Source organism: Changpingibacter yushuensis (genome assembly GCF_014041995.1).
Classification (GTDB): domain Bacteria; phylum Actinomycetota; class Actinomycetes; order Actinomycetales; family Actinomycetaceae; genus Changpingibacter; species Changpingibacter yushuensis.
The window spans coordinates 655,931-675,223 of sequence record NZ_CP059492.1 but is presented as its reverse complement, the minus strand read 5'-3'; the positions used below and the strand labels follow the sequence as shown (position 1 = coordinate 675,223).

At 59.4% G+C, this 19,293-nt stretch carries 16 protein-coding genes and 3 tRNA genes; 3 read left to right on the top strand and 16 right to left on the bottom strand.

What is annotated here, in order from left to right; translation table 11 throughout:
* Positions 1 to 149: 149 nt before the first annotated feature.
* The gene (locus tag H2O17_RS02805) at positions 150 to 1,409 is read right to left on the bottom strand and encodes a phosphotransferase family protein (RefSeq protein ID WP_182050235.1); all 1,260 of its coding nucleotides are present in this window, start codon (positions 1,407 to 1,409) and stop codon (positions 150 to 152) included.
* A 221-nt stretch (positions 1,410 to 1,630) separates the two neighbouring features.
* Between H2O17_RS02805 and H2O17_RS02800 the strand changes: the two genes are divergently transcribed.
* Positions 1,631 to 2,653 carry an adenosine deaminase gene (locus H2O17_RS02800; protein ID WP_182050234.1) on the top strand — a complete coding sequence of 341 codons (1,023 nt, stop codon included), beginning with the start codon at positions 1,631 to 1,633 and terminating at the stop codon, positions 2,651 to 2,653.
* 47 nt (positions 2,654 to 2,700) lie between these two features.
* Here the strand turns inward: H2O17_RS02800 and H2O17_RS02795 are convergent, their stop codons facing one another.
* The 5 genes from H2O17_RS02795 to H2O17_RS02775 all read right to left on the bottom strand — a co-directional run bounded on the left by H2O17_RS02795 (position 2,701) and on the right by H2O17_RS02775 (position 4,581).
* Positions 2,701 to 3,876 carry a UDP-N-acetylmuramate dehydrogenase gene (locus H2O17_RS02795; RefSeq protein WP_182050233.1) on the bottom strand — a complete coding sequence of 392 codons (1,176 nt, stop codon included), beginning with the start codon at positions 3,874 to 3,876 and terminating at the stop codon, positions 2,701 to 2,703.
* 117 nt (positions 3,877 to 3,993) lie between these two features.
* On the bottom strand, positions 3,994 to 4,164 hold the full coding sequence (gene rpmG, locus H2O17_RS02790; RefSeq protein ID WP_182050232.1) for a 50S ribosomal protein L33: 171 nt from the start codon (positions 4,162 to 4,164) through the stop codon (positions 3,994 to 3,996).
* Between the two features lie 48 nt (positions 4,165 to 4,212).
* Positions 4,213 to 4,286, bottom strand: a tRNA-Met gene (locus H2O17_RS02785).
* A gap of 26 nt (positions 4,287 to 4,312) precedes the next feature.
* Positions 4,313 to 4,388, bottom strand: a tRNA-Thr gene (locus H2O17_RS02780).
* A gap of 111 nt (positions 4,389 to 4,499) precedes the next feature.
* Positions 4,500 to 4,581: transfer RNA gene (locus tag H2O17_RS02775), tRNA-Tyr, on the bottom strand.
* Between the two features lie 207 nt (positions 4,582 to 4,788).
* Here H2O17_RS02775 and H2O17_RS02770 point away from each other — a divergent pair.
* Positions 4,789 to 5,283 carry a YajQ family cyclic di-GMP-binding protein gene (locus tag H2O17_RS02770; protein ID WP_182050231.1) on the top strand — a complete coding sequence of 165 codons (495 nt, stop codon included), beginning with the start codon at positions 4,789 to 4,791 and terminating at the stop codon, positions 5,281 to 5,283.
* A gap of 189 nt (positions 5,284 to 5,472) precedes the next feature.
* Here the strand turns inward: H2O17_RS02770 and H2O17_RS02765 are convergent, their stop codons facing one another.
* From H2O17_RS02765 to H2O17_RS02735, 7 genes are all read right to left on the bottom strand, one after another.
* Positions 5,473 to 6,891, bottom strand: a complete 1,419-nt coding sequence (locus tag H2O17_RS02765; RefSeq protein ID WP_246311315.1) for an FAD-dependent oxidoreductase — start codon at positions 6,889 to 6,891, stop codon at positions 5,473 to 5,475.
* A 102-nt stretch (positions 6,892 to 6,993) separates the two neighbouring features.
* Positions 6,994 to 7,623 (bottom strand): ribosome hibernation-promoting factor, HPF/YfiA family, encoded by a 630-nt coding sequence (gene hpf, locus H2O17_RS02760; protein WP_182050230.1) that lies wholly within the window; start codon positions 7,621 to 7,623, stop codon positions 6,994 to 6,996.
* Positions 7,624 to 7,821: 198 nt separating this feature from the next.
* Entirely contained in the window at positions 7,822 to 8,724 is a 903-nt protein-coding gene (locus H2O17_RS02755; RefSeq protein ID WP_182050229.1) for a ComF family protein, read from the bottom strand.
* Between the two features lie 176 nt (positions 8,725 to 8,900).
* Complete coding sequence (locus H2O17_RS02750; protein ID WP_182050228.1) at positions 8,901 to 10,589, bottom strand: LpqB family beta-propeller domain-containing protein; 1,689 nt, start codon at positions 10,587 to 10,589, stop codon at positions 8,901 to 8,903.
* Positions 10,586 to 12,484 (bottom strand): MtrAB system histidine kinase MtrB, encoded by a 1,899-nt coding sequence (gene mtrB / locus H2O17_RS02745; RefSeq protein ID WP_246311314.1) that lies wholly within the window; start codon positions 12,482 to 12,484, stop codon positions 10,586 to 10,588. Before mtrB ends, H2O17_RS02750 begins: the two co-directional genes overlap by 4 nt.
* Positions 12,481 to 13,164 (bottom strand): MtrAB system response regulator MtrA, encoded by a 684-nt coding sequence (mtrA, locus tag H2O17_RS02740; protein WP_220456812.1) that lies wholly within the window; start codon positions 13,162 to 13,164, stop codon positions 12,481 to 12,483. Before mtrA ends, mtrB begins: the two co-directional genes overlap by 4 nt.
* A gap of 208 nt (positions 13,165 to 13,372) precedes the next feature.
* Positions 13,373 to 13,714, bottom strand: coding sequence for a DUF3499 family protein (locus H2O17_RS02735; protein WP_246311313.1), 342 nt, complete (start codon positions 13,712 to 13,714; stop codon positions 13,373 to 13,375).
* A gap of 121 nt (positions 13,715 to 13,835) precedes the next feature.
* Between H2O17_RS02735 and H2O17_RS02730 the strand changes: the two genes are divergently transcribed.
* The gene (locus H2O17_RS02730; protein ID WP_182050225.1) at positions 13,836 to 14,270 is read left to right on the top strand and encodes a metallopeptidase family protein; all 435 of its coding nucleotides are present in this window, start codon (positions 13,836 to 13,838) and stop codon (positions 14,268 to 14,270) included.
* Positions 14,271 to 14,427: 157 nt separating this feature from the next.
* Here the strand turns inward: H2O17_RS02730 and H2O17_RS02725 are convergent, their stop codons facing one another.
* The 3 genes from H2O17_RS02725 to H2O17_RS02715 are packed head-to-tail and all read right to left on the bottom strand — an operon-like array spanning position 14,428 to position 19,181.
* Positions 14,428 to 15,840: a DUF5719 family protein gene (locus tag H2O17_RS02725; RefSeq protein WP_182050224.1), complete on the bottom strand. Its 1,413-nt coding sequence runs from the start codon at positions 15,838 to 15,840 to the stop codon at positions 14,428 to 14,430.
* The gene (locus tag H2O17_RS02720) at positions 15,837 to 18,899 is read right to left on the bottom strand and encodes a glycosyltransferase family 2 protein (RefSeq protein WP_182050223.1); all 3,063 of its coding nucleotides are present in this window, start codon (positions 18,897 to 18,899) and stop codon (positions 15,837 to 15,839) included. The genes H2O17_RS02725 and H2O17_RS02720 overlap by 4 nt, the downstream gene beginning before the upstream one ends.
* A 3-nt stretch (positions 18,900 to 18,902) precedes the next feature.
* Positions 18,903 to 19,181, bottom strand: coding sequence for a WhiB family transcriptional regulator (locus tag H2O17_RS02715; protein ID WP_182050920.1), 279 nt, complete (start codon positions 19,179 to 19,181; stop codon positions 18,903 to 18,905).
* Between the last annotated feature and the right edge of the window lie 112 nt (positions 19,182 to 19,293).

Here is a 19,293-nt window from a genome sequence, read left to right as displayed (position 1 = left end):
GCGGGTTCGCGGCCTAGCAGGTTCGCGAGTTCGCAGCCCAGCCGGCCAGCCGGCCAGCCGGTTCGCGAGATGTCCTTAAGCAAGTATGTTGGAAACGGCGCTCCTCAGTGGGGCGCCGTTTCTGTACGTGGGAGCACGTAGTTCTGGGCTTATCCGCGCGCCTCGCGATAGCTTTGCGAATCTCGCCAGCTGCGCGCCCTAGCCAACCACATCTCGGATGTCTCGAGCCGCCCACGCGCGTCCCGCTCCCATTCAGAACCGTCCACGCGTTTGGCACCGGCAATCAGCGAGAGCACCACACCTGCACAGCGAGCGTTGAGCGCCACGGGATCTACGGATCTCTCTGCCATTTCGAGCCACACAGGGAGCTCCGCACTGACTTTGGGATAGGAATCTGGCGCTAGGTGCGGCAACACAGAAAGGTGGCCAAGGAGGCACGCGAGATCATCCACCCGATGGCCTGGGCCCATCGAATCGACGTCAATGATCCCAGTTACCTTCGGCAGCTTCCGGTCTACGAAGACGTTTGCCTCGTAGAAGTCCCCGTGCACAGGAACGATCGGACCGGGGTGTGACACCGCCATGAGTTCAAAGACCTCGCGGGCCACTGCAAAACAGCGCGTGGACTCAGACGGCAGCACCGTAGCTGCAGCGTGAGCGTAGTGCTCCGCGCGTTCAGACCAAGCTGGACGGCGCCGAAACCTCGTAATGTCGGCCGGAAGTGCGTCTAGCACGCGTTCGAGGGCGCGAAACATGCTCCGCACCTGCGTGCCGAGACCTCGAGAAATGACGTTTGCAAGAGGAATCCCGCTGATTGCCTCCGTCACCAGCAGCCCTTCTGGATGATCAAAAAGGAGCAGCGGGGCCGGTACTCCCGCTTGGGTGAGCATACGGTAGCGTTGCGCGAGCGCAGCCACCTGCGTGGGCCGCACCACCTTGCCAAATGCCATGACTCCGATCTCTGAGGAGATCTTGACAACGGCGCGCCGTGTTGGGCGGTATCCGAGTAGCTCTATCGAGACGGGAGTGCCGAGCAAATCGCTCATGTGTGCTGGTGAACATGCCACCCGCAGGATTGGCAGTTCCGGGTCTTCGGGAAACTCCCACACACGAATATCGGTTCCGTTGGTGGCAATAGTCCGCACGCCAGCGGAGGGAACGGTGTGTGCAGTTGAGGCGCATAAGTACTTCTCACGCCGGACTATGCTTCCGTCGGGCTGAGGTTCGTCTACGACGACGCCGTATCCAACGCTCACTCCCGCTCCTGGACGATGATGCTGCGAGTGAACGCCCCATGAGCGTAAAACAACCCCTGGCCCCAACGCTGCGCGCAGGACCTCGGCGGCGCCAGAGCTCGTAAGGAAAGCTAGGTCAGCTCCTTCGCGGGCGGAGTCGGCGGGAAGTGTCATACGTATGTTGTACCCTATTTCGAGCCAATCAATGTAGCGTGAAGGTGACCGGGCTCTCATTCTGATGGTGCCCGCCTTGTTACTCCCTGCCGTTGTAGCCTTACGCGCTTCCAACAGCAGTTGCCGCAACCTCGAACTACTCCGCCACGCGTCAGCAACACCACGTCCGTTCACTCAGCACGCGCGCAGGGGAACGCACCCTAGTGTGAAAAGATGAGAATGTGCGAGACCTCAACAAGCTTCCCAAAGCACATCTGCATCTTCATTTCACCGGGTCAATGCGCGTGCCCACTTTGCAGGCAATGGCCACGGATCAGCAGATCCGACTTCCGGATACCTTGGTTGATAATGTCGCGCTGCACGTGGCACCCGACCAGCGCGGCTGGTTCCGCTTTCAGCGCGCTTACGACGCCGCACGAAAGGTAGTTCAGTCCGAGCAGGCTATGCGCCGCATCATTTCCGAAGCGGCGGCCGACGACGCGAGCGAAGGCTCACGGCGTTTGGAGATTCAGATTGATCCGACTTCCTACGCTCCATTCGTTGGCGGAATAACACCGGCGCTGGAGATCGTGCTCGATCAGGCCCGTATATCAAGCAAACAGACTGGCGTCGAGGTCGGGGTCATCGTTGCAGCCTCACGCATCCGCCATCCGCTTGAAGCACGTACCTTGGCACGCCTAGCGGCTCAATACGCTGGTACGCGCCCTGGCGACGTCGTCGGCTTTGGACTCTCTAACGATGAAAGGCGAGGCGCGACTCCGGAATGGGCGGCCGCGTTCAACATCGCGAGGCGTGCGGGGCTGCCAAGTGTTCCACATGGTGGCGAGCTGCTCGGCCCAGATCACATCCGTGACGTCCTCACTCATCTTGGCCCAACACGAATTGGGCACGGTGTGCGGGCTAGCGAGGATCGCGAGTTACTTGATCAGATAGTGACTTCCGGTATCGCTTTAGAGGTGTGCCCAGAGTCGAACGTTTCATTGGGCGTGTATGCCGATGAATCACAGGTTCCTGTGCGTCAGCTCATGGAGGCGGGTGCAACCATTGCACTGGGCGCCGACGATCCCCTGCTCTTCCTCTCACGGCTCACCCAGCAGTACCAGATCCTGCGTGACCGCGGATTCTCGGATGCTGAACTGGCATACCTCGCCCGCAGCTCAATCAACGCATCCTTCGCATCAGAGACGTCAAAGCGCGCCTGGAACGCGGAAGTCGACCAGTGGTTGGCTGCGCCCGAGAACTAGTTGCTCGCTCGCACTAGCTGCCGGCTCGCACTAGCTGCCAGCTCGCACTAGCTGCCCAAACCGCCCAACACGACTGGTTCTGGATGCAGCTCGACTCCGTATGCCTCATGTACTCCGCTCTGAATGGTTCGGGCGAGGGCGCGCACATCCGCGCCTGTTGCTCCCCCACGATTTGTGAGGGCAAGGCAGTGCTTTGTCGAAAGTGCAGCGGGCGCGGGCAGGCCGTAGCCTGCAGGGAATCCCGCGTGGTCGATGAGCCAGGCCGCAGATGTCTTGACTTGCCCCGGGATGGTAGGAGCAGCGACACCCAACATCGCACGCGACTGGTCGCTCACAGCGAAGCGAGGAGCCTCTGGAGGTAGTTCGGCGGCTTCTGCCTCAGTCAAGACCGGATTGGTGAAAAAGGACCCGCAAGAGAACGTATCGGGATCCATATCGTCCAACACCATGCCCTTGGACCTGCGCAACTCTAGGACGGCGGCACGCACGTCGGTCGAAGGCACACGTTTTCCAGGTTCTACGCCAAGCAAGCGAGCCAACTGGCCGTACTGGATGGGGGCTGAGAGCGAGGCAATTCGTAGTTGCAGATCAACGTTCAGTACGACGTATCGCGGGGTCGGGCCAAAGCCATCCGTGAGCGATTCCTTAAGGATGCTGGACCGGTAGCCAAAATGCAGGTCAGCCATCGAAAACTCGCGGGTCCGCAGATCCTGACGGTCCCATACCCGTACGCGCGCGACGGAGGTAGAGATCTCCTGACCATACGCGCCAATGTTCTGAACCGGCGCCGCGCCTACCGTGCCCGGGATTCCCGAAAGCGACTCCAAGCCCATCCATTCGTTCTCAATCGAATGGACCACTACATCGTCCCACGCAGTGCCAGCCAGCACGCGCAGGTTTGCCCCTTCACAGCCACCTTCCTGGACCAACGTGATCTCCGAACGCATGTCCCGAACCACAACGCCCTCGAAAGTAGCGTCGTTGGCGAGAACATTGGAACCCCCACCCAATACAAGAAGCGGCACATGTTCCTCGTCGGCATAGCGAACCGATTCGATGACCTCTTTCTCAGACTCAGCCTCAACGAGCTCCTTGATGGGCCCACCTACGCGAATCGTGGTGAGGTCTGCCAGCGTTGTGGCGCCCTTGCGGCTGCGGTTCGATGGAACCGCTGGAACAACATCTAGTGGAACATCCGAATGCTCAGGAATACTGCAACTCACAAGTTGAGCCTACCAGCGGGCCTGCCAGATCTATCACCCGCGGCATGAGCTCTTCGGGCACAACCAAACGGGGCCCGCAACTTTCGTTGCGGGCCCCGTCCAAACGCTCTCAAAGACTCAACGAGTCTCGCGATGCGTCGTCGACTTGTTGCACCTTGAGCAGAACTTCTTGAGTTCAAGACGATCTGGGGTGTTACGACGGTTCTTCTTTGTAATGTAGTTGCGCTCTTTGCACTCCTCGCAGGCGAGAGTGATCTTCGGGCGAACATCCTGAGACTTGCTTGCCACTTTTAGCTCCTCACGGTCCGGCATGAAGCGAATTGACGCTTCCTATTGTAGCGGGGGCGGGGTTTGAACCCGCGACCTCACGATTATGAGTCGTGCGCTCTGACCAACTGAGCTACCCCGCCTCATCTCGCTGCCTTGTGAGCAGCGATGGAGCCCCGAAAGGGAATCGAACCCTTGACCTTCTCCTTACCATGGAGACGCTCTGCCGACTGAGCTATCGGGGCAACGCGGATAAGCTTAGCAAGAAGACCGCGCTGATCCAAGGTGGAAAAGCAGAACTCCAAGTGAAGCCAATCACGCCCGCCATTAGACGGCGACTCGGAAAACCGAACCAGTGGCGGGTGCAGGATTCGAACCTGCGAAGCTTACAGCGACTGATTTACAGTCAGTTCCCTTTGGCCGCTCGGGAAACCCGCCTTGCTGCGAGCGGGAAGTACCGCATCGCTGCCAGATGAGATTAGCAGCTTGCACCCGTAGACTGTCAAACTGACCGACACTCGTGTGACGCACGTGGCTTTTTTGGTGTGAACGCCGAAAGCCCTGCACGCTCGAGGCTACGTGTATCAGTGCCTTGCTCCCCCGGATTACCTGAGGATGCCGGGCTTTGGATCCAGAAGGGACATAATGGCTGACTCATCATTTGACGTTGTTTCCGAATACGACATGCAGGAGGTGGACAACGCAGTCAACCAGGCAGCAAAAGAGATCGCCCAACGCTACGACTTCAAGAACGTGGGAGCTTCGATCACACTGGCAGGTGAGACCATCACAATGGTTGCTAACGCGCCGGAACGTTGCTTGGCCGTGTGGGATGTGCTCATTTCCAAGTTGACGCGCCGCGGAGTCTCCATCAAGTCTGTGGATATTGGCGACGGCGAACCCAAAGCATCTGGCAAGGAGTACCGCCTAGAGGGGCACCTGAAGAAGGGCCTGAGCAAGGAAAATGCGAAGAAACTCTCAAAGCTCGTTCGCGACGAAGGTCCTAAGGGAGTCAAGGTTCAAATCCAGGGTGAGGAGCTTCGCGTCTCGTCGAAGTCGCGCGATGATCTTCAGGCCGCTATAGCCCTGCTCAAGGGCGCCGATGTGGATTGCGCGCTCCAGTTCCAGAACTACCGCTGAGATCCACCCTGAGCCACGTGGTCAACCTGCGCGGCGGGCACCGGCGCGAGCTACGGGACGCGCCTGATCACTACGGGACACGCCTTTACCATGGCAGAGGGAGAGTGGGCGGGTAGGGACGGTGTCCACCGTCCCTACCCGCCCACTCTCTCAGTTCGATCTAGGTTGAGCTCTCAGTAGAGCTTGCCGTCAGTAGAGCTTGCCGTTGTGTTCTTCCCCGCGGGAGATTGCAGTCATGGTCTCGCGCTCAACCACCTTGATGCGTTCGCGCCCTTCTGCCTGCCCGAGCTGCATCTCATAGGCTTCCAAGAGCTCCCATCCGCGCCATGAGGTGTAGCGCACTCCGCGCTTCTCGAGCAGATCGAACATGCCGTCTGCTCCAGTGCCAGGACCCGTGGGAGCTAGGAGACCCGCATTGGCGTCTTCTACCAGATTCGAGATCGTTTCCTGCGCGTCTGACTTAGTTGAGCCGATGAGGCCAATTGGCCCTCGCTTAATCCATCCAGTGGCGTAGAGCCCATCTACCGTCTTGCCGTCCCGTTCCACGCGTCCACCCACGTTTGGTACCACGTGCCGCTTGGCATCGAATGGCGCACCAGGAACAGGCGAGGAGGCGTAGCCCACCGCACGGTAGACCGCCTGAACCGGGTAGTCGATAAACTCACCCGTACCCTTGACCGAGCCATCGCCTTGCAGCTCTGTGCGCTCCATGCGGATACCTTCAACCTTGTCAGTGCCCAACACTTCAACGGGCTGCTGCATCATGTGGATGTGTATGCGGTGGGAGGCCGTGAGGTCTTCCGGTTCTTGGAACACCCAGTTGGTCAGCTGCTCCACTACCTGCTTGGTCATCTTGGATTGCTGAACCGCTTCTTCGGAAGCTTCGTCGTACTGGAAATCTTCGGGATCGACGACGATGTCGACGTCGGGTACGTGCCCGAGCTCTCGCAGCTCCATGGGAGTGAACTTCACCTGAGCGGGCCCACGGCGGCCGAACACATGGACATCGGTGACGTTGGATGAGCGTAGCCCTTCCACAACGTTTGCCGGGATCTCAGTCTCCATAAGATCGTCTGGATGCTTGGCGAGGATGCGCGCCACATCGAGAGCTACATTCCCCACTCCGATAACTGCAACTTCCTTAGCTTCGAGTGGCCACGTGCGCGGGTAGTCTGGGTGCCCGTCATACCAGGAGACGAAGTCCGCCGCACCATAGCTTGCGGGAAGGTCAATACCCGGAATGTCCAGCGCGGCATCTTGGTCTGCACCTGTAGCCAGAATGACTGCGTCGTAGTAGTCATGTAGCTCACTCAGTGTGACGTCAGTGCCGATGTTGACGTTTCCGTGAAGTTGAATGTCACCCCTCTGCAGGATGTTGTAGAGGGCATTGATGATGGCCTTAATCCGTGGATGATCCGGAGCAACTCCGTAGCGCACCAATCCGTAGGGTGCGGGGAGCCTCTCGAAAAGGTCAATGGAGACATCGAGTTCGGACTTAGACAAAATGTCCGATGCGTAGATTCCGGCGGGGCCAGCGCCGACAACGGCGACGTTGAAATGACGGTCTGTCACAGTATTCCCTTCGTTGCGCACAACGAGACCCATCATAGCGGGGCAACGTCCCACTCCCACAGGGATGTGTGGTGAAACGCAGGTGGACGGCAGTGATGATTCACTGCCGTCCACTGCTTTCTTCGGGTCATTGGAGGGTTATTGCACTTCCGCGTCCAGCCGAATCACGCCATATGTCCATCCGTGCCGATGGTAGACCGCGCACGGTTGCTTGGTCTCCTCGTCGATGAACAGGTAGAACGGGTGCCCCACTAGCTCCATTTCATAGAGAGCTTGATCAATGGACATTGGTGCGGCCTCGTAAAGCTTCTGGCGAACCACGACTGGTGAATCACCGAGCTGCGTCTCAACTGCTTCGCCCGGTTCTGAAGGCACGCGCTTTTCGTCACGCTCAACCTTCTGCTGGGGAATATTCACGTCTTCTGGCGTCAGGTTCAACGGCTCCGCCACGTTCTCACGCCGCGGATGCTCCTTGCGACGATCGCGCACCCGGCGCAAGCGTTCGATGAGCTTTCCCATTGCAAGGTCCAAAGCGCCATATCGGTCAGACGCCGCGGCTTCTGCGCGGATGACCGGGCCTTTGTCACGGATTGTGATCTCAATGCGCTCGGAAGTTTCGGCCTGCGCCGGATTTGGTTCGTGAGTAACTTCCACATCCACGCGCTGTGCGCGTGGGGCGAACTGTTCGATCTTCTGGAGCTTTTCTTCTACGTGCCCGCGGAATCGGTCAGACACTTCAGCGTTCCGACCCTTTACAACAATCTCCACGATGCCCTCCTCAGGTTCAATCTAATAGATGTCATGCTGTGCTTCTCACGCATGCCTGAGACGACCACCCCCTTGAGTCCCCATTGGGCCGATTGCCCGACCGGAGCCTGCTGGCTTTGTTGGCTCAATGTTAGCCCAATCACAGGTCAGAAGTTCACCGTAGACCGAAGTTTGCTCGGCATTCTTTCAGTATTTCGCTTATGGCTTGTCACGCTGGCTTCGGGAGACATTGTGTGCGTTGGCACGGCCGGTATCGCGGGGATCCCGCGCGGCTAACAGGACGATTGCTGCCACCACATGGCCGCCACCGCCTTCGATTGCATTGGCTGCACCCGCTAGAGTCGCACCCGTAGTGACGACATCGTCTACCACAATCGTTGAATGCGAAACGCGACTGCCGCGCTTCAATCCGATCCCCCGCGTCTTCGACCTTCGTGCGGCAAGCAATCCATCACCGCGCGCTCCCCGCGAGCGCAACGCCGCGTTGTAGCGTGCCTCAATGCCACCAGCCTGCAAACCTTCGCATGCTGCCTGCGCGAGTGATCCCGCCACAAAGCGTCCGTCATGTATGCGCGTGAATCGAGAAGGTGCCGGCACCACATCCACTCCACCTTTGCCCAACGCCGGCAGTTGCAACGCAGCTGAACTATCCTCCGGTCTGCCGGAAGAGCTGACCTTCCGCGAATCCGCGCGCGGCACCAGCTCTTCCACACGTTGTGCGAATAGCGCGCAGATTGCCTCTGTGAGGCCGCGATTAACGGTGTTCTTCCACGTTAGAACCACACCGCGTTGTGGGAGTTCGTAAGGAGCCATCGCGAAGACGGGAAAGCGAGATTCAAACGAGGGTGCATAGCGCTCAGTTCCTTCAGGGGATGCGACCAACTGGAGGTAGGGAGCTTGAACTGCTACATCACGCCACGGGCCGGCCAACGCCGCTGCGCACGGATCACACAGGAAGCAGTCCCATTCCCCACACCCCGCACACCACCGCGGAAACACCACATCAGCTAGCTCCGCAAGATACCCCGATACACCCATAGAACGATTGTGTTTGAGTCCGCCGCGATTGAGCGAAGATGTGCACACGTGATCCCCGCGCATGATTCCGAGCATGTCTGTGGAACGCGAGCCACCAGAGATGCCGTGGAACGCAAACTACGAAAGGCGCGGCAAAGCGCAGGCGGTAACGAACCTGTGGAACGCGAGCCACCAGAGATGCCGTGGGATGCGAACGACACACGACGCTCCGGAACACGCCGCGATAAGTACTGCGGGAATCATCCCGGATAGGCAGCCCACGTCACATCTGTGATGAGCGACCTCCAGGCACCACCACTGCGTCCGATCACCACACCAGCGGAGGTGACTCCCGCAATAGACTGTTCATCCCGCCCGGAGGTGACAATCTGGATCGGGGACGATGGCGAGGCCAGCCTCTCCATTGGACCGCCGATTGGAAGCCTGTATAGGCCAGTCTCAGAACCGGCCGCAGAGGTTCCGAGCACCACCAGATCAGTAGCGCTCATCCACGAGACATCGGTAACTGTTGCGAGGCGTTGGGCAATCTGGACCGGTTCGTTCAGGCTCGATGGGACTCCGTCGCCATCACGGGTGATGGAGGATGCATACACCACGGTATCGCCACCCACATCGCACACAACGATTACTCGGCTCCCCTCGCGGGATACCGCAATGCCGGTAATTGTGACACCCTTCAGCCACGACGCAGTGACGGAGATGCCATCACTTGATCCGGCCTGATAAGCGGTAACAGAACCTTGGCCGATGGACTCGCCGCTCCAAATCCAGCCATAGACGTCAATTGATGGGTCAACGAGGTTGCTACCGCTACCAAGTTCAGTGACTGTGTCAGTTGCGCTTTCGATGGAGTACAAAGTACTGCCGTCTTGGGAGAGTGCGGCGTACACGGCGCCGGAATCTTGGTAGCCAACGGCCAATGCGGTCAGGTCAAGCCCATCCACCACATTCGCACTCACAACGGGACTTGCCTCACCATCGGACACCGTGGCCGGAACACCGTCCGCCAAAACCGAAAGTGCGTACGATCCGAACGGATAGATAGACAAATCTGGCATCGACGACGCCGTCAGTGCGGCTCCTTCGACAGTCACCTCGACTTGTTGGATCGAAGAGAGTGAGATGAGCGTGCGCCGCAACTGGGCAAGCAGTTTGCCGCGCTGTTCGGCTGAGGCCGACAAAACCTCAGACGAGAGGTTGACAGTTGCCACACCATCGTCAACGGTCACAGAGTTTTCGAGCGATGTGCCGTCTGGGAAAGCCGTACCCACGCCCCCGGATAGCCAATCGGAGGGCCCTGCTAACAATGCGCGAACGGCCTGTGTGGCAAAGCTTCGGCGCGGGTACCAGTGCAGATCTGCCACCAAGGCGCTTTGATCGGCGGAAAGAAAGTAGAGCGGGGATTCCACATAGAGCTGACCAAAAAGGTGCTCGGAAAGGAAGAAGCCGTCCTCAAGGCTAGCGATACGCCATTCCCCATCCGAGTTGCGTGCTAAGGAGAACTCCGTGGTGATCGTCGCGTCATTGGACGATTCGGAGTACACACCCTCATCTGAAAGCGTTCCTATGGATCCCACTGAAACGCGAATAGCGCCAGAATCCTCAGTAGAACTCTGGAGATTCTGCGTATCGGGATACACGCGCACCTCAGCCAGCGGGTTCCAATCGGAGGCGGCCGTGCCGGTCAGATACTGCCGTGCCACAGCGAAATCATCATCCAGACCCGCGGCCGATGCTGCCAAGAATCCTGCCACAATCTGCTCAGGTGTAGCTCCTGATGCCGGCGGCTGGGCCACGAGCCCGATCTCCCCTTCTTGGGTGGCAGATGGGCTCACAGCGTGCACTTCGCCGCCACGGGGGAGGTTGGAGCAGCCCGCCAACACGATGGCTACCACCGCCAGGATCGCCAGAAATCGGGTCCGATTCACTGTTGCTCCCTCGATTGGCCAGTTGTAGTTGCGTGGTCTCTGCCGTCTGCCACATCGCGCACCTGTTCGCCCTCGTTGCGCTTTATCGCACCGGGATCGCCAATACCGACGTCTATCGCAGGGCCACCTTGTTCGGCACCAGAAGCCCGCGAGGGCGAGCTTTGCGTATCACCGGAATCCAAAGGTTCGGCAGAGTCCACAGGCTCGGCAGAATCCAAAGGCTCATCGGAATCCAAAGGCTCATCTGGGCCGGGCGCCTCCACATCCCATGACGGCTCAGCAGCAGCCACCCGCAGGGGAAGTGGAGCACTCCACTTCTTGCCAGGTTCACGCGGCAGCGTGAGGAGGAAAGTGGAACCCACACCCAGTTCACCCGCACATTGCAGCTTTCCACCATGCAGGAGCGCATCTTCACGGGCAATAGTGAGGCCTAACCCAGTGCCACCGGACTTGCGCACGCGGGCAACATCAGCTCGCCAGAACCTATCAAACACATGAGCGGCCTGCTCCTCGCTGAGTCCAATGCCGTGGTCTGAAACCTCAATAGCCACCGCAGACTCCGCGCCAGCCACCGTCACGCGAACGTCCTGACCATCCGCGTGTTCGAGGGCATTAACTAGCAGGTTGCGCACAATCCGCTCCACCCTGCGCGGTTCCACCTTGGCTTGCGTGTCACCTGTGACCACAAGTCGAACTTCCACTCCATTGGCCTCGGCCAGCACTTGTTGCGCTTCGATCGTTTGGGAAACCAGTGCACTCAAATCGGTGTGTTCGGTGGCTAGGCTCATTGCTCCGGCGTCAAAACGGGAGATCTCCAGAAGATCCGAGAGTGTGGTATCTAGGTTTATGAGCTGGCCATGCTGTAGCTCCGCACTTCGCCGCAAGGAGCTGGGCAGTTCGTCACGCTTGTCATAAATGAGTTGACCAGCCATGCGGATGGTAGTGACAGGCGTACGCAACTCATGTGATACCGCAGAAACGAACTCTTGCTGCACCTTGGACATCCGTTCGAGGCGCGTGAACTGCTCCTGCAGGGACTCCGCCATTTGGTTGTAGGATTCGGCCAAATGCGCCAGTTCATCGTCGCCACGAACAACCATGCGGGTATCAAAGGCGCCATCTGCCAAGCGTTGAGCGTTACGGGATGCCTCTTGGACCGGGCGCAGAACAAGCCCTACTACGATCCACGTAATGAGTGCAAGCAGCAGGATCAGAACCATTGCGCCTGCTGTCAGAGTTCCAACCACTAGGCGGATTGAGGATTCTTGGCTTTCGAGTGAGTATGCGACATAGAGTTCGTAGTTGCCTGCGCCAGGAAGGCTGAGCGATGCACCCACCATAATTCCTGGTTGGGAAACACCGTCACTGCCCACCAAATCGATCGACTGCCAGTGCACGGCGTTGCCACCAGGTACTTGTGCGCGCATCTCATCAGAGATCAAAGTCCGAATCTGAGAAGAGGATTGGGTGAACGGTTCAACAATTTGGAACGAGGTGTCATTCTGGCCCGGGGTGCGCAGCATTGCACTACCCACAATTCCGCGTGCGGAGTCATCTAGTGAAACCACCACTGAGTTGGCGATCTGTTGCATTTCGCCAGCCGTAGGCGATGTAGAAGCATCGAACTGAGACTGGGCGTTGCTCCGAGCAGATTCAAACTGATCCACCACAGAAGTGACGGCGCGCTCAAACAGTTGCGAACGAGTCTGCGTGACGATGATTGATCCCGCCATAAGCATCGAAAGAATGCCAGCGGCCATGACCAAGCCGACTACGCGGACAGTCAGGGACGAGCGCCACCACGCCGAGAGCGACCGCACCCGCGCCCGAAAGACATCAACAACGCTGCGCCGTGCACGTGGACGGTACTGGGAAGTCCCAGACTTTCGAATCACTCCTGCACGGCCCCCGCCCTGTATCCCACACCGCGAACAGTCACAACAACCTCAGGAGAATCCTGATCCTTTTCCACCTTGGAGCGAAGGCGCTGGATATGAACGTTTACAAGCCGCGTATCAGCCGTTGAGTGACGGTATCCCCACACCTGCTCAAGGAGTTCCTCGCGAGAAAACACCTGCCACGGTTTGCGTGCCAGAACTGCAAGTAGATCGAATTCGAGAGGAGTGAGCCGAAGATCTTTGCCACCGCGTAGTACTTGGTGCCCCTTGAGATCAACAGTGAGATCGGCAATGCGCAGCGATTCGGACTCAGGTTCTTGGCGGCGCAGCCGCGCCTTGACGCGAGCGATAAGCACGGAGTTTTCGAAAGGCTTAGTGACGTAATCATCCGCCCCGGCTTCCAAGCCAGCAATTACATCCACAGAATCTGTGCGGGCACTCATCATGATGATGGGCACATCCGATTCCTCGCGTAACTGCCCGCAAACAGTGACGCCATCAAGGCCCGGGAGCATCACGTCAAGGAGGACTAGATCAGGGCGTTCTGCCCGGAATAACGGAAGTACATTCAGCCCGTTTGCGCACACAGTGACGTCATAGCCTTCGGATTCCAGAAGGATAGCCACCATTTCTGAAATGCCTGGATCATCATCAACCACGAGAATGCGAGTGCTCATGGACATATCTTCGCACGCAATGGGGACAAATGCGCGATGGGTTCGAGAGGCTCACACGACAGAGGTCCCCATCTCCCGCGAGAAAATGGCATCTCAAGACCCCGCGAATTGTGTGTAAGCTCCAATGCCCACGTCCGCTGCCCCCAGATGACTCATTACTACTGCGCTAGGCGACGACCATTCCGGGACTCCCGGTAACTCGAAAGAGTTACTTCTCAGGTCCTGGTACAGGAACGTCAGAAACCGGGGCTGGGACCGCGCGCAGTTGTGGGCGTTCCTTCACATCGGTGCGACGGCGCACGTCGCGGGCGGCACGATCCGGAGCTGGCACTTCGCGCTTCGAGGTCTCCCGAATGGCGTTCGCGAGCGCCATGAGATCTGAGTTGGAAGGAGGCGCTGGTTCGAACTCTGTCACAAGGCGCACCATGGACCATCCGTGCGGAACCGTAACAGAGTGGGCGTGCTGCGTGCACAGGTCAAGCGCACCCGGTTCCGGCGATGGCGATAAGGGGCCGAGAACTGCAGTTGCCTCGTCATACCCGTAGGTCATCGTCGCGACTGCGGGCTGGTGACAATTCTGGCGGGAACATTGACGGACATGACTCACAAGAGCTCACGCTACCACCAACCACACACATCTCTGATCAGCGAATCGGCGTTAGTCTTGATGTATGGCAGACGTTGGTATTCCTTCCCGTGGTAGAGCTCGCGGCCGCGACCGGCACGGCCGCGGCATGCGTGGCCCCATCGTCCCGTTCACCGTGCCCGCGTGGCGGACCCGATCGGATAAGTTCGACGACGTCGTCGCGCTCGAACTTATGACATACCGTTCACTTCTGGGGGAAGCCTTGAAGCACATCGACTACGGCGTTCTTGACGTTCCTGAAGTCGATCCCGCCCCGTGGGAGGAGGGCGTGCCGTTGGCACGTTATCTCCCCTTCGAGCGCCCTGCCCGGATCACCGGCCGAATCGTGTTCTATCGGATGCCGATTCTCGCGGCAGCCGCGCGGTCAGACTTTCCGCGCCTCGTGATTCACGACATTGTGACTGAGCAGCTCGCTGCCGCGATCGGGCGCGACGCCGAGGATATTGACTATCTCAATTAGTCGCGGGCGCGAACAACTCACACGAAGCCTCACGCCAGGCCTACTTGCCGAGCCCACGCACCGTACCACCGTGCAACCACTCAACGTCCACGCCAGCTCACCCCATGCGCAACCTACCCGTGCTGGCCAAGTCCACAATCAGCCCACAGCAGGTATCTCAGTCGCTCACAGCGATTGCGCGGCTAGCATCTTCGCGCAGGGGCGAGAAGATTGGAACCCAATCTATGGTCTTGCCGGCGCGAACATTGGCTTGCGTCACAACCGCCGCATAGACTGGCGCGGTTGCCTTGAGCGTGACGGCAATAGTTCCTTCTGGCATTTCGAACGTGACGTGACCGCCCGCATCCAGTTTCGCGTGAAAGGCCTCACCGGCTGAACCATCACTATCAATAGGTGTGACGGTCACAGAGGATTCTGTGCCCTCGGGAGCGGTGACGGTCACGAGGGCACCCAAGGGTCCGAACACAGCTGCTCCAGCTGTGACGGAGGATTCGGCCGCCGCCCACGCGATATCGCGCGGCTCACCCTCCGCCTCCTGCGAGACCAGCTCGACGCCAGCCGTCACGGCCGCCTGCGAAGTGATGTGGACCGTGTACTGCCCGGCAGCCAGGCCTGAGAGCGACAGATCCAGTACGGTTTGTGCTGCGATTGGCACGTTCGTGCCGCCTGGCAAAGGCGATGTTCCCGAGCCGTCGGTGACCGAAATACTCACCTTAGCCGCTTCAGGCTGAGTATTCACAATGCGAAGGGTGGGCACTTCCGTCGCTTCCTCGCCAACCGTCACGGCCGCAACAGTCAAACTCGTGCTTTGCTGCGAGGGGGTCACGAAGGTGACACCCGAGGGCCGAGCCCCATCAAGCACAGTCTCTTGGAGCACAGCAGTGACGGAGCCCCCGCTTGTGACATGCACTGCAATGCGTGAGTCCGATTCCAAGGCCCCATCCAGCGAGGTCCGCACGGTTGCTCCTGCGGCCACTGCGATCTGTGAGAGCGATCCGAGGTCCATAAGTCCCGTGGATCCATACGCTTCAAGATCCACGACAACGGCGTTTTCGCCCGGATTCGTGACCACCAATACGTTGGATGTTCCCACACTCGCTTGAGATCCAACCAACCACATGTCTGACTGGGCGCTCAGGCAGGGATTGACCGCAGCTCCCCGCGCATCCCCAGCCGTGGCGGTGTGCAGAGTTCCGCCTGCCAGTTGAAGGTCTTCAGTCTCACCCGGAACTGAATAGACCCCGGTGAGAGCCCCGGCGTCGCCCTGAAGAATCGCCGAATCACTCGACAATGCATTCCCTTGTGCATCCGTCACAGATTCTGAGCCCGAGGTTCCCACCAACCACGAACGGGACTTCATATCCGCGTCCACGGATTCGACGTCGATACCACTTTGCGCGTTTGCCTCAAAACCACCGGAGCACACAAGGCGTATATCAGCCGGTGCAGCGGAAGAAACCTGTGCGGGTATGGCGGAGGCATCCGATTCAGGCACCGACCATACAAGGAACCCGGCACCTGCAGTCAGTGCGCATACCGCGAGCGCGCTTATTAGGCGTGCGCCTTTCACTCTCTCACCTGCTTCCGCTTGCGCAACGGCACAGCCATCACCACAGCTGCAATGAGTATGGCAAGTTGAAGGTAAGCCACCCACCGCTCGCCAGATGAACGCGTGACCACAAGGTGGCCGCCGTTGGATGGAAGCTCCCATTGTTGGTTCCACGATTGGCCCGAGGATTGGAGGGCCACGCCGTTTAGGTAGGCTCGCCAGCCTGAATCTGCCCGCTCTGAAAGCGTCAGCGTTCCACCAGATCCAGCGGCTACGTCCGTATCAACGGAGAAGATGCCGGATGCCAGAGATTCGACGTTCGAACCAACTATCCGGGCTCGTGCAATTGGATCCGCACTCTCAACCCGCCAGAACGCTCCACTCGCATTCTCCGTGATGAAACTGAGGCTGCCGGAAACGTTCAGTTCAGAAACGAGGACCGATCGCGCCTGCTCACTGATACTTGAGTCAGATGCGGGGATAAGGACGATGGACACGTTGAGATCAGCCAGTTCATCGGCCACATCGCCGCCGGAAACAAGGTTTGTTACTGCTTGGAGGGTGGCCGATTGCGCAGCATCAGAGTCGATGCCCTGTGCCACGCGGAGGGCACGATACTCGCCCACCAGAGAGACCTCATGAAGCTGACGGCCAGAACCGCGCCACATCTGCGCTCTCACGCCGTCTTGCGTTGGGATGAGTGCAAGCACACGCGAACGGTCTGCGGAGACTTGAGCGGTAGTGGCTAGCGCAGGAACACGTTCCGAAGTGACACTGTGGAGCGCCGAGCTTTCCCCACGCAACGATTGAACCGCCCACGTTCCACCCAACGCCAACGTACTAAGCGCCGTCAATCCCACAGCTCCCAGAACAACGACGTGCCGGAACCCAAAACTGTAGCGCGAGAGCGAGGTTCGTAAGCCATCCCCTCCACTCACGATCGCGATCCAGAGGCCCGCGCAAGCCAATGAGAGGCCGGTCCCCGCCCATGCGGTAACCGGAAGGGTGCTGGCCCCCTCGGCTGACGTCGCAACAAGGGAGATCGAGCTCAACCGCGCCCACACAAGGCCAATGGGGACAAGGAACCACCCCATCCGAATACTGATCCAGTTCCGCTTCTTTGCGAGGCACAGCAGCGCGGAGATCAGGATGACCAACAGGGCCACCGCCCCGATCCACTCCCCTGCTGAGTATCCTCCCGCCCGCGCCAGCGAAACGGAAGACGATGGATCGAGTGTCACCAGTCCCAGCCACGAAGGAGTCACTGCCACCGGATTTCCCACAGTGGAAAGGAGAACCCGCCAGCCTTCAGGGATGGATGCCAACTCTGTCAAGAGTGGGAACGAAACAGCCAGCGCCGGAACAGGCAGCCACAACCAACCGGCACGTGGGCGCCTCAAGATCAGACCCACCACAGCCACCGCGAGTGCCACGACCAGTGTTCCTGGCGCGGCCGCGCTCGCGAAGGCCACAGCTAGCGAGGCAATGCCTAGGGCCGACGACGATCCGCGCCTCCAGTATTCGACCACTCCCGCGAGCACTATTGGGAACACAATGTGCCAGATGGCGGCTGCCACCTGACCCTCATTGACGGCCGCAAGAAGCGGCGGAGCAAAACCCCACAGCAATGCGCCGATGAATCGGATCTGCGGCGAATGAGTGAACCTGCCTGCGCATAGGTAGGCCGTGAGTGCCGCAAGTGGCGCAGCTGTAATCACAATGGCTGTGACCACCCAGCCGAGGTTGCCCCCGAAGAGTTCACTTATGGCAACGAGCGGGATGAGCAGTATCCACAGGGCATCTATTTGAGTGCTCTGACCGAGCCCGCTGGGCAGCCACCAGTTGGTTGCGGCGCTGAGAAGTTCGCTACTCGTCCACGAATCGGTGAGGAGCGCCCCGCCGCTCAGGACCCCCTCACCCACAAGAGGCAAGAGGGCAGCTACGGCCACCACTGTTGGCACAACGAGGGCTGCTATGGCCCAGTTGCGCGTGGACTTACGCCACTGGCGGCGCTCACGAAGCACGATGGGATCTGGACGATCAACAAGTTGGATGGCCTCGCGGCGCTGCCGCCGCAACTCGCGGCGCTCTTTACTCAGATCACGCGCAGTTGACTCAAGCGATCGAATAACGGATGCCGGGGCGCGCTTGGCACGCCGCACCCTCCTGCGGCCAGCCATGAGAGCAGGCAGATGTGCTAGCGGAATAATCGCGCCATGCAGTTCGCCGCTAGCTAGCCTGCCTTCCTTTGTCACAATGCGCGCGAGAGATCGCACCGGGGCGAGGAGAAGGTACCCGAGCAGCATGAAGAGCCACAGGACAGGCGGAGCGGATAGAAGCGCGTTGTATAGCTGAGCACCCCTGCGCTGACCGAAGGAGGCGCGTTCCACGCCTTCGAAACTTCCACGAGCATGCCGAATCACGGCGTTCGGTTCCACCGCTACTCGCCAGCCTCCGAGCCACAGGCGGCGCGATAGCTCGAGGCCGTCGCCAAAGGGTCCGAAGAATGGGTCAAAACCACCGATCTGCGCTAGGGCAGCACGGCGCACGAGCATTCCCGCAGTGCCCACTGCCAGGATGTCTTCCCGCCAATCGTACTGGCCCTGATCGAGTTCGTTCTCCGGGATTTCGGGGATACGGCGTGCAGTGCGTGTGGCGCGGATGCCCACTTCGATGAGCCGGCGCGGGTTCTCCCATGCAACCTGCTTTGGCCCCACCGCACCCACCTTCGCGGAGGCTTCACCGAATCGGAGCAGTTCGTCAAGACATTCGGGTTGTGGTGCCGAATCACCGTGAATAAGCCAGAGCCACTTCTCATCTCCGCCAGCGAGCTCATTGACCGCTTGCCCCAATGTCATGGCTGAATCGACTGTGCGAACCTCCACGGGGAACGCGAACGTCAGTAGATCTACTGAGGCTTGGACCTGGCGGTCGGCGCCGCGCACAGCCACGATGAGCCGCGTTGGTCCGCACACTTGGCGCGCGAGTGCACCAAGCACTTCAGGAAGCTGGGGATTTCGGGCGTGTGTGATCAGCAGAGCGAGAACTGACTCGCGCTCCGCCAGAGCTTCATCAGTCAAGAATCAGGCTCCGGTGCCGCGGCGGCGTTCCCGGCTCAGCCGCCGGCGATCATTATCAGACATTCCGCCCCAGATGCCGTGGCGAATATCGTGAGTAATTGCGTACTCAAGGCACTGCGCCTGAACATCGCATGCCGCACATACGCTGGTTGCCGGCGTTGTTGAACCACCCTTTTCAGGGAAGAAGATGTCAGGATCCGTTTGCGCACACAGAGCACGTTCCTGCCAATACAACTCTTCGTCTGAGGATTTTTCATATCCGAGATTGAAGATGTCAATCATCTCTTCCTGGGCCTGTGCAGCCGAAAGCGATTCGCCACGATTATCGACACTGTGGAGAGTGGGTGAGGCCTTGGATGGACACTCTTCGAAGTTGCGCACGAAGCCTCCCTGA

Bases quoted from the DNA above. Each gene is read 5' to 3' on its own strand.
- H2O17_RS02805 (WP_182050235.1), bottom strand. From the start codon at position 1,409: ATGACACTTCCCGCCGACTCCGCCCGCGAAGGAGCTGACCTAGCTTTC.
- H2O17_RS02770 (WP_182050231.1), top strand. From the start codon at position 4,789: ATGGCTGACTCATCATTTGACGTTGTTTCCGAATACGACATGCAGGAG.
- H2O17_RS02765 (WP_246311315.1), bottom strand. From the start codon at position 6,891: ATGATGGGTCTCGTTGTGCGCAACGAAGGGAATACTGTGACAGACCGT.
- H2O17_RS02755 (WP_182050229.1), bottom strand. From the start codon at position 8,724: ATGCGCGGGGATCACGTGTGCACATCTTCGCTCAATCGCGGCGGACTC.
- mtrA (WP_220456812.1), bottom strand. From the start codon at position 13,164: ATGAGCACTCGCATTCTCGTGGTTGATGATGATCCAGGCATTTCAGAA.
- H2O17_RS02735 (WP_246311313.1), bottom strand. From the start codon at position 13,714: ATGACCTACGGGTATGACGAGGCAACTGCAGTTCTCGGCCCCTTATCG.
- H2O17_RS02730 (WP_182050225.1), top strand. From the start codon at position 13,836: ATGGCAGACGTTGGTATTCCTTCCCGTGGTAGAGCTCGCGGCCGCGAC.
- H2O17_RS02715 (WP_182050920.1), bottom strand. From the start codon at position 19,181: ATGATTGACATCTTCAATCTCGGATATGAAAAATCCTCAGACGAAGAG.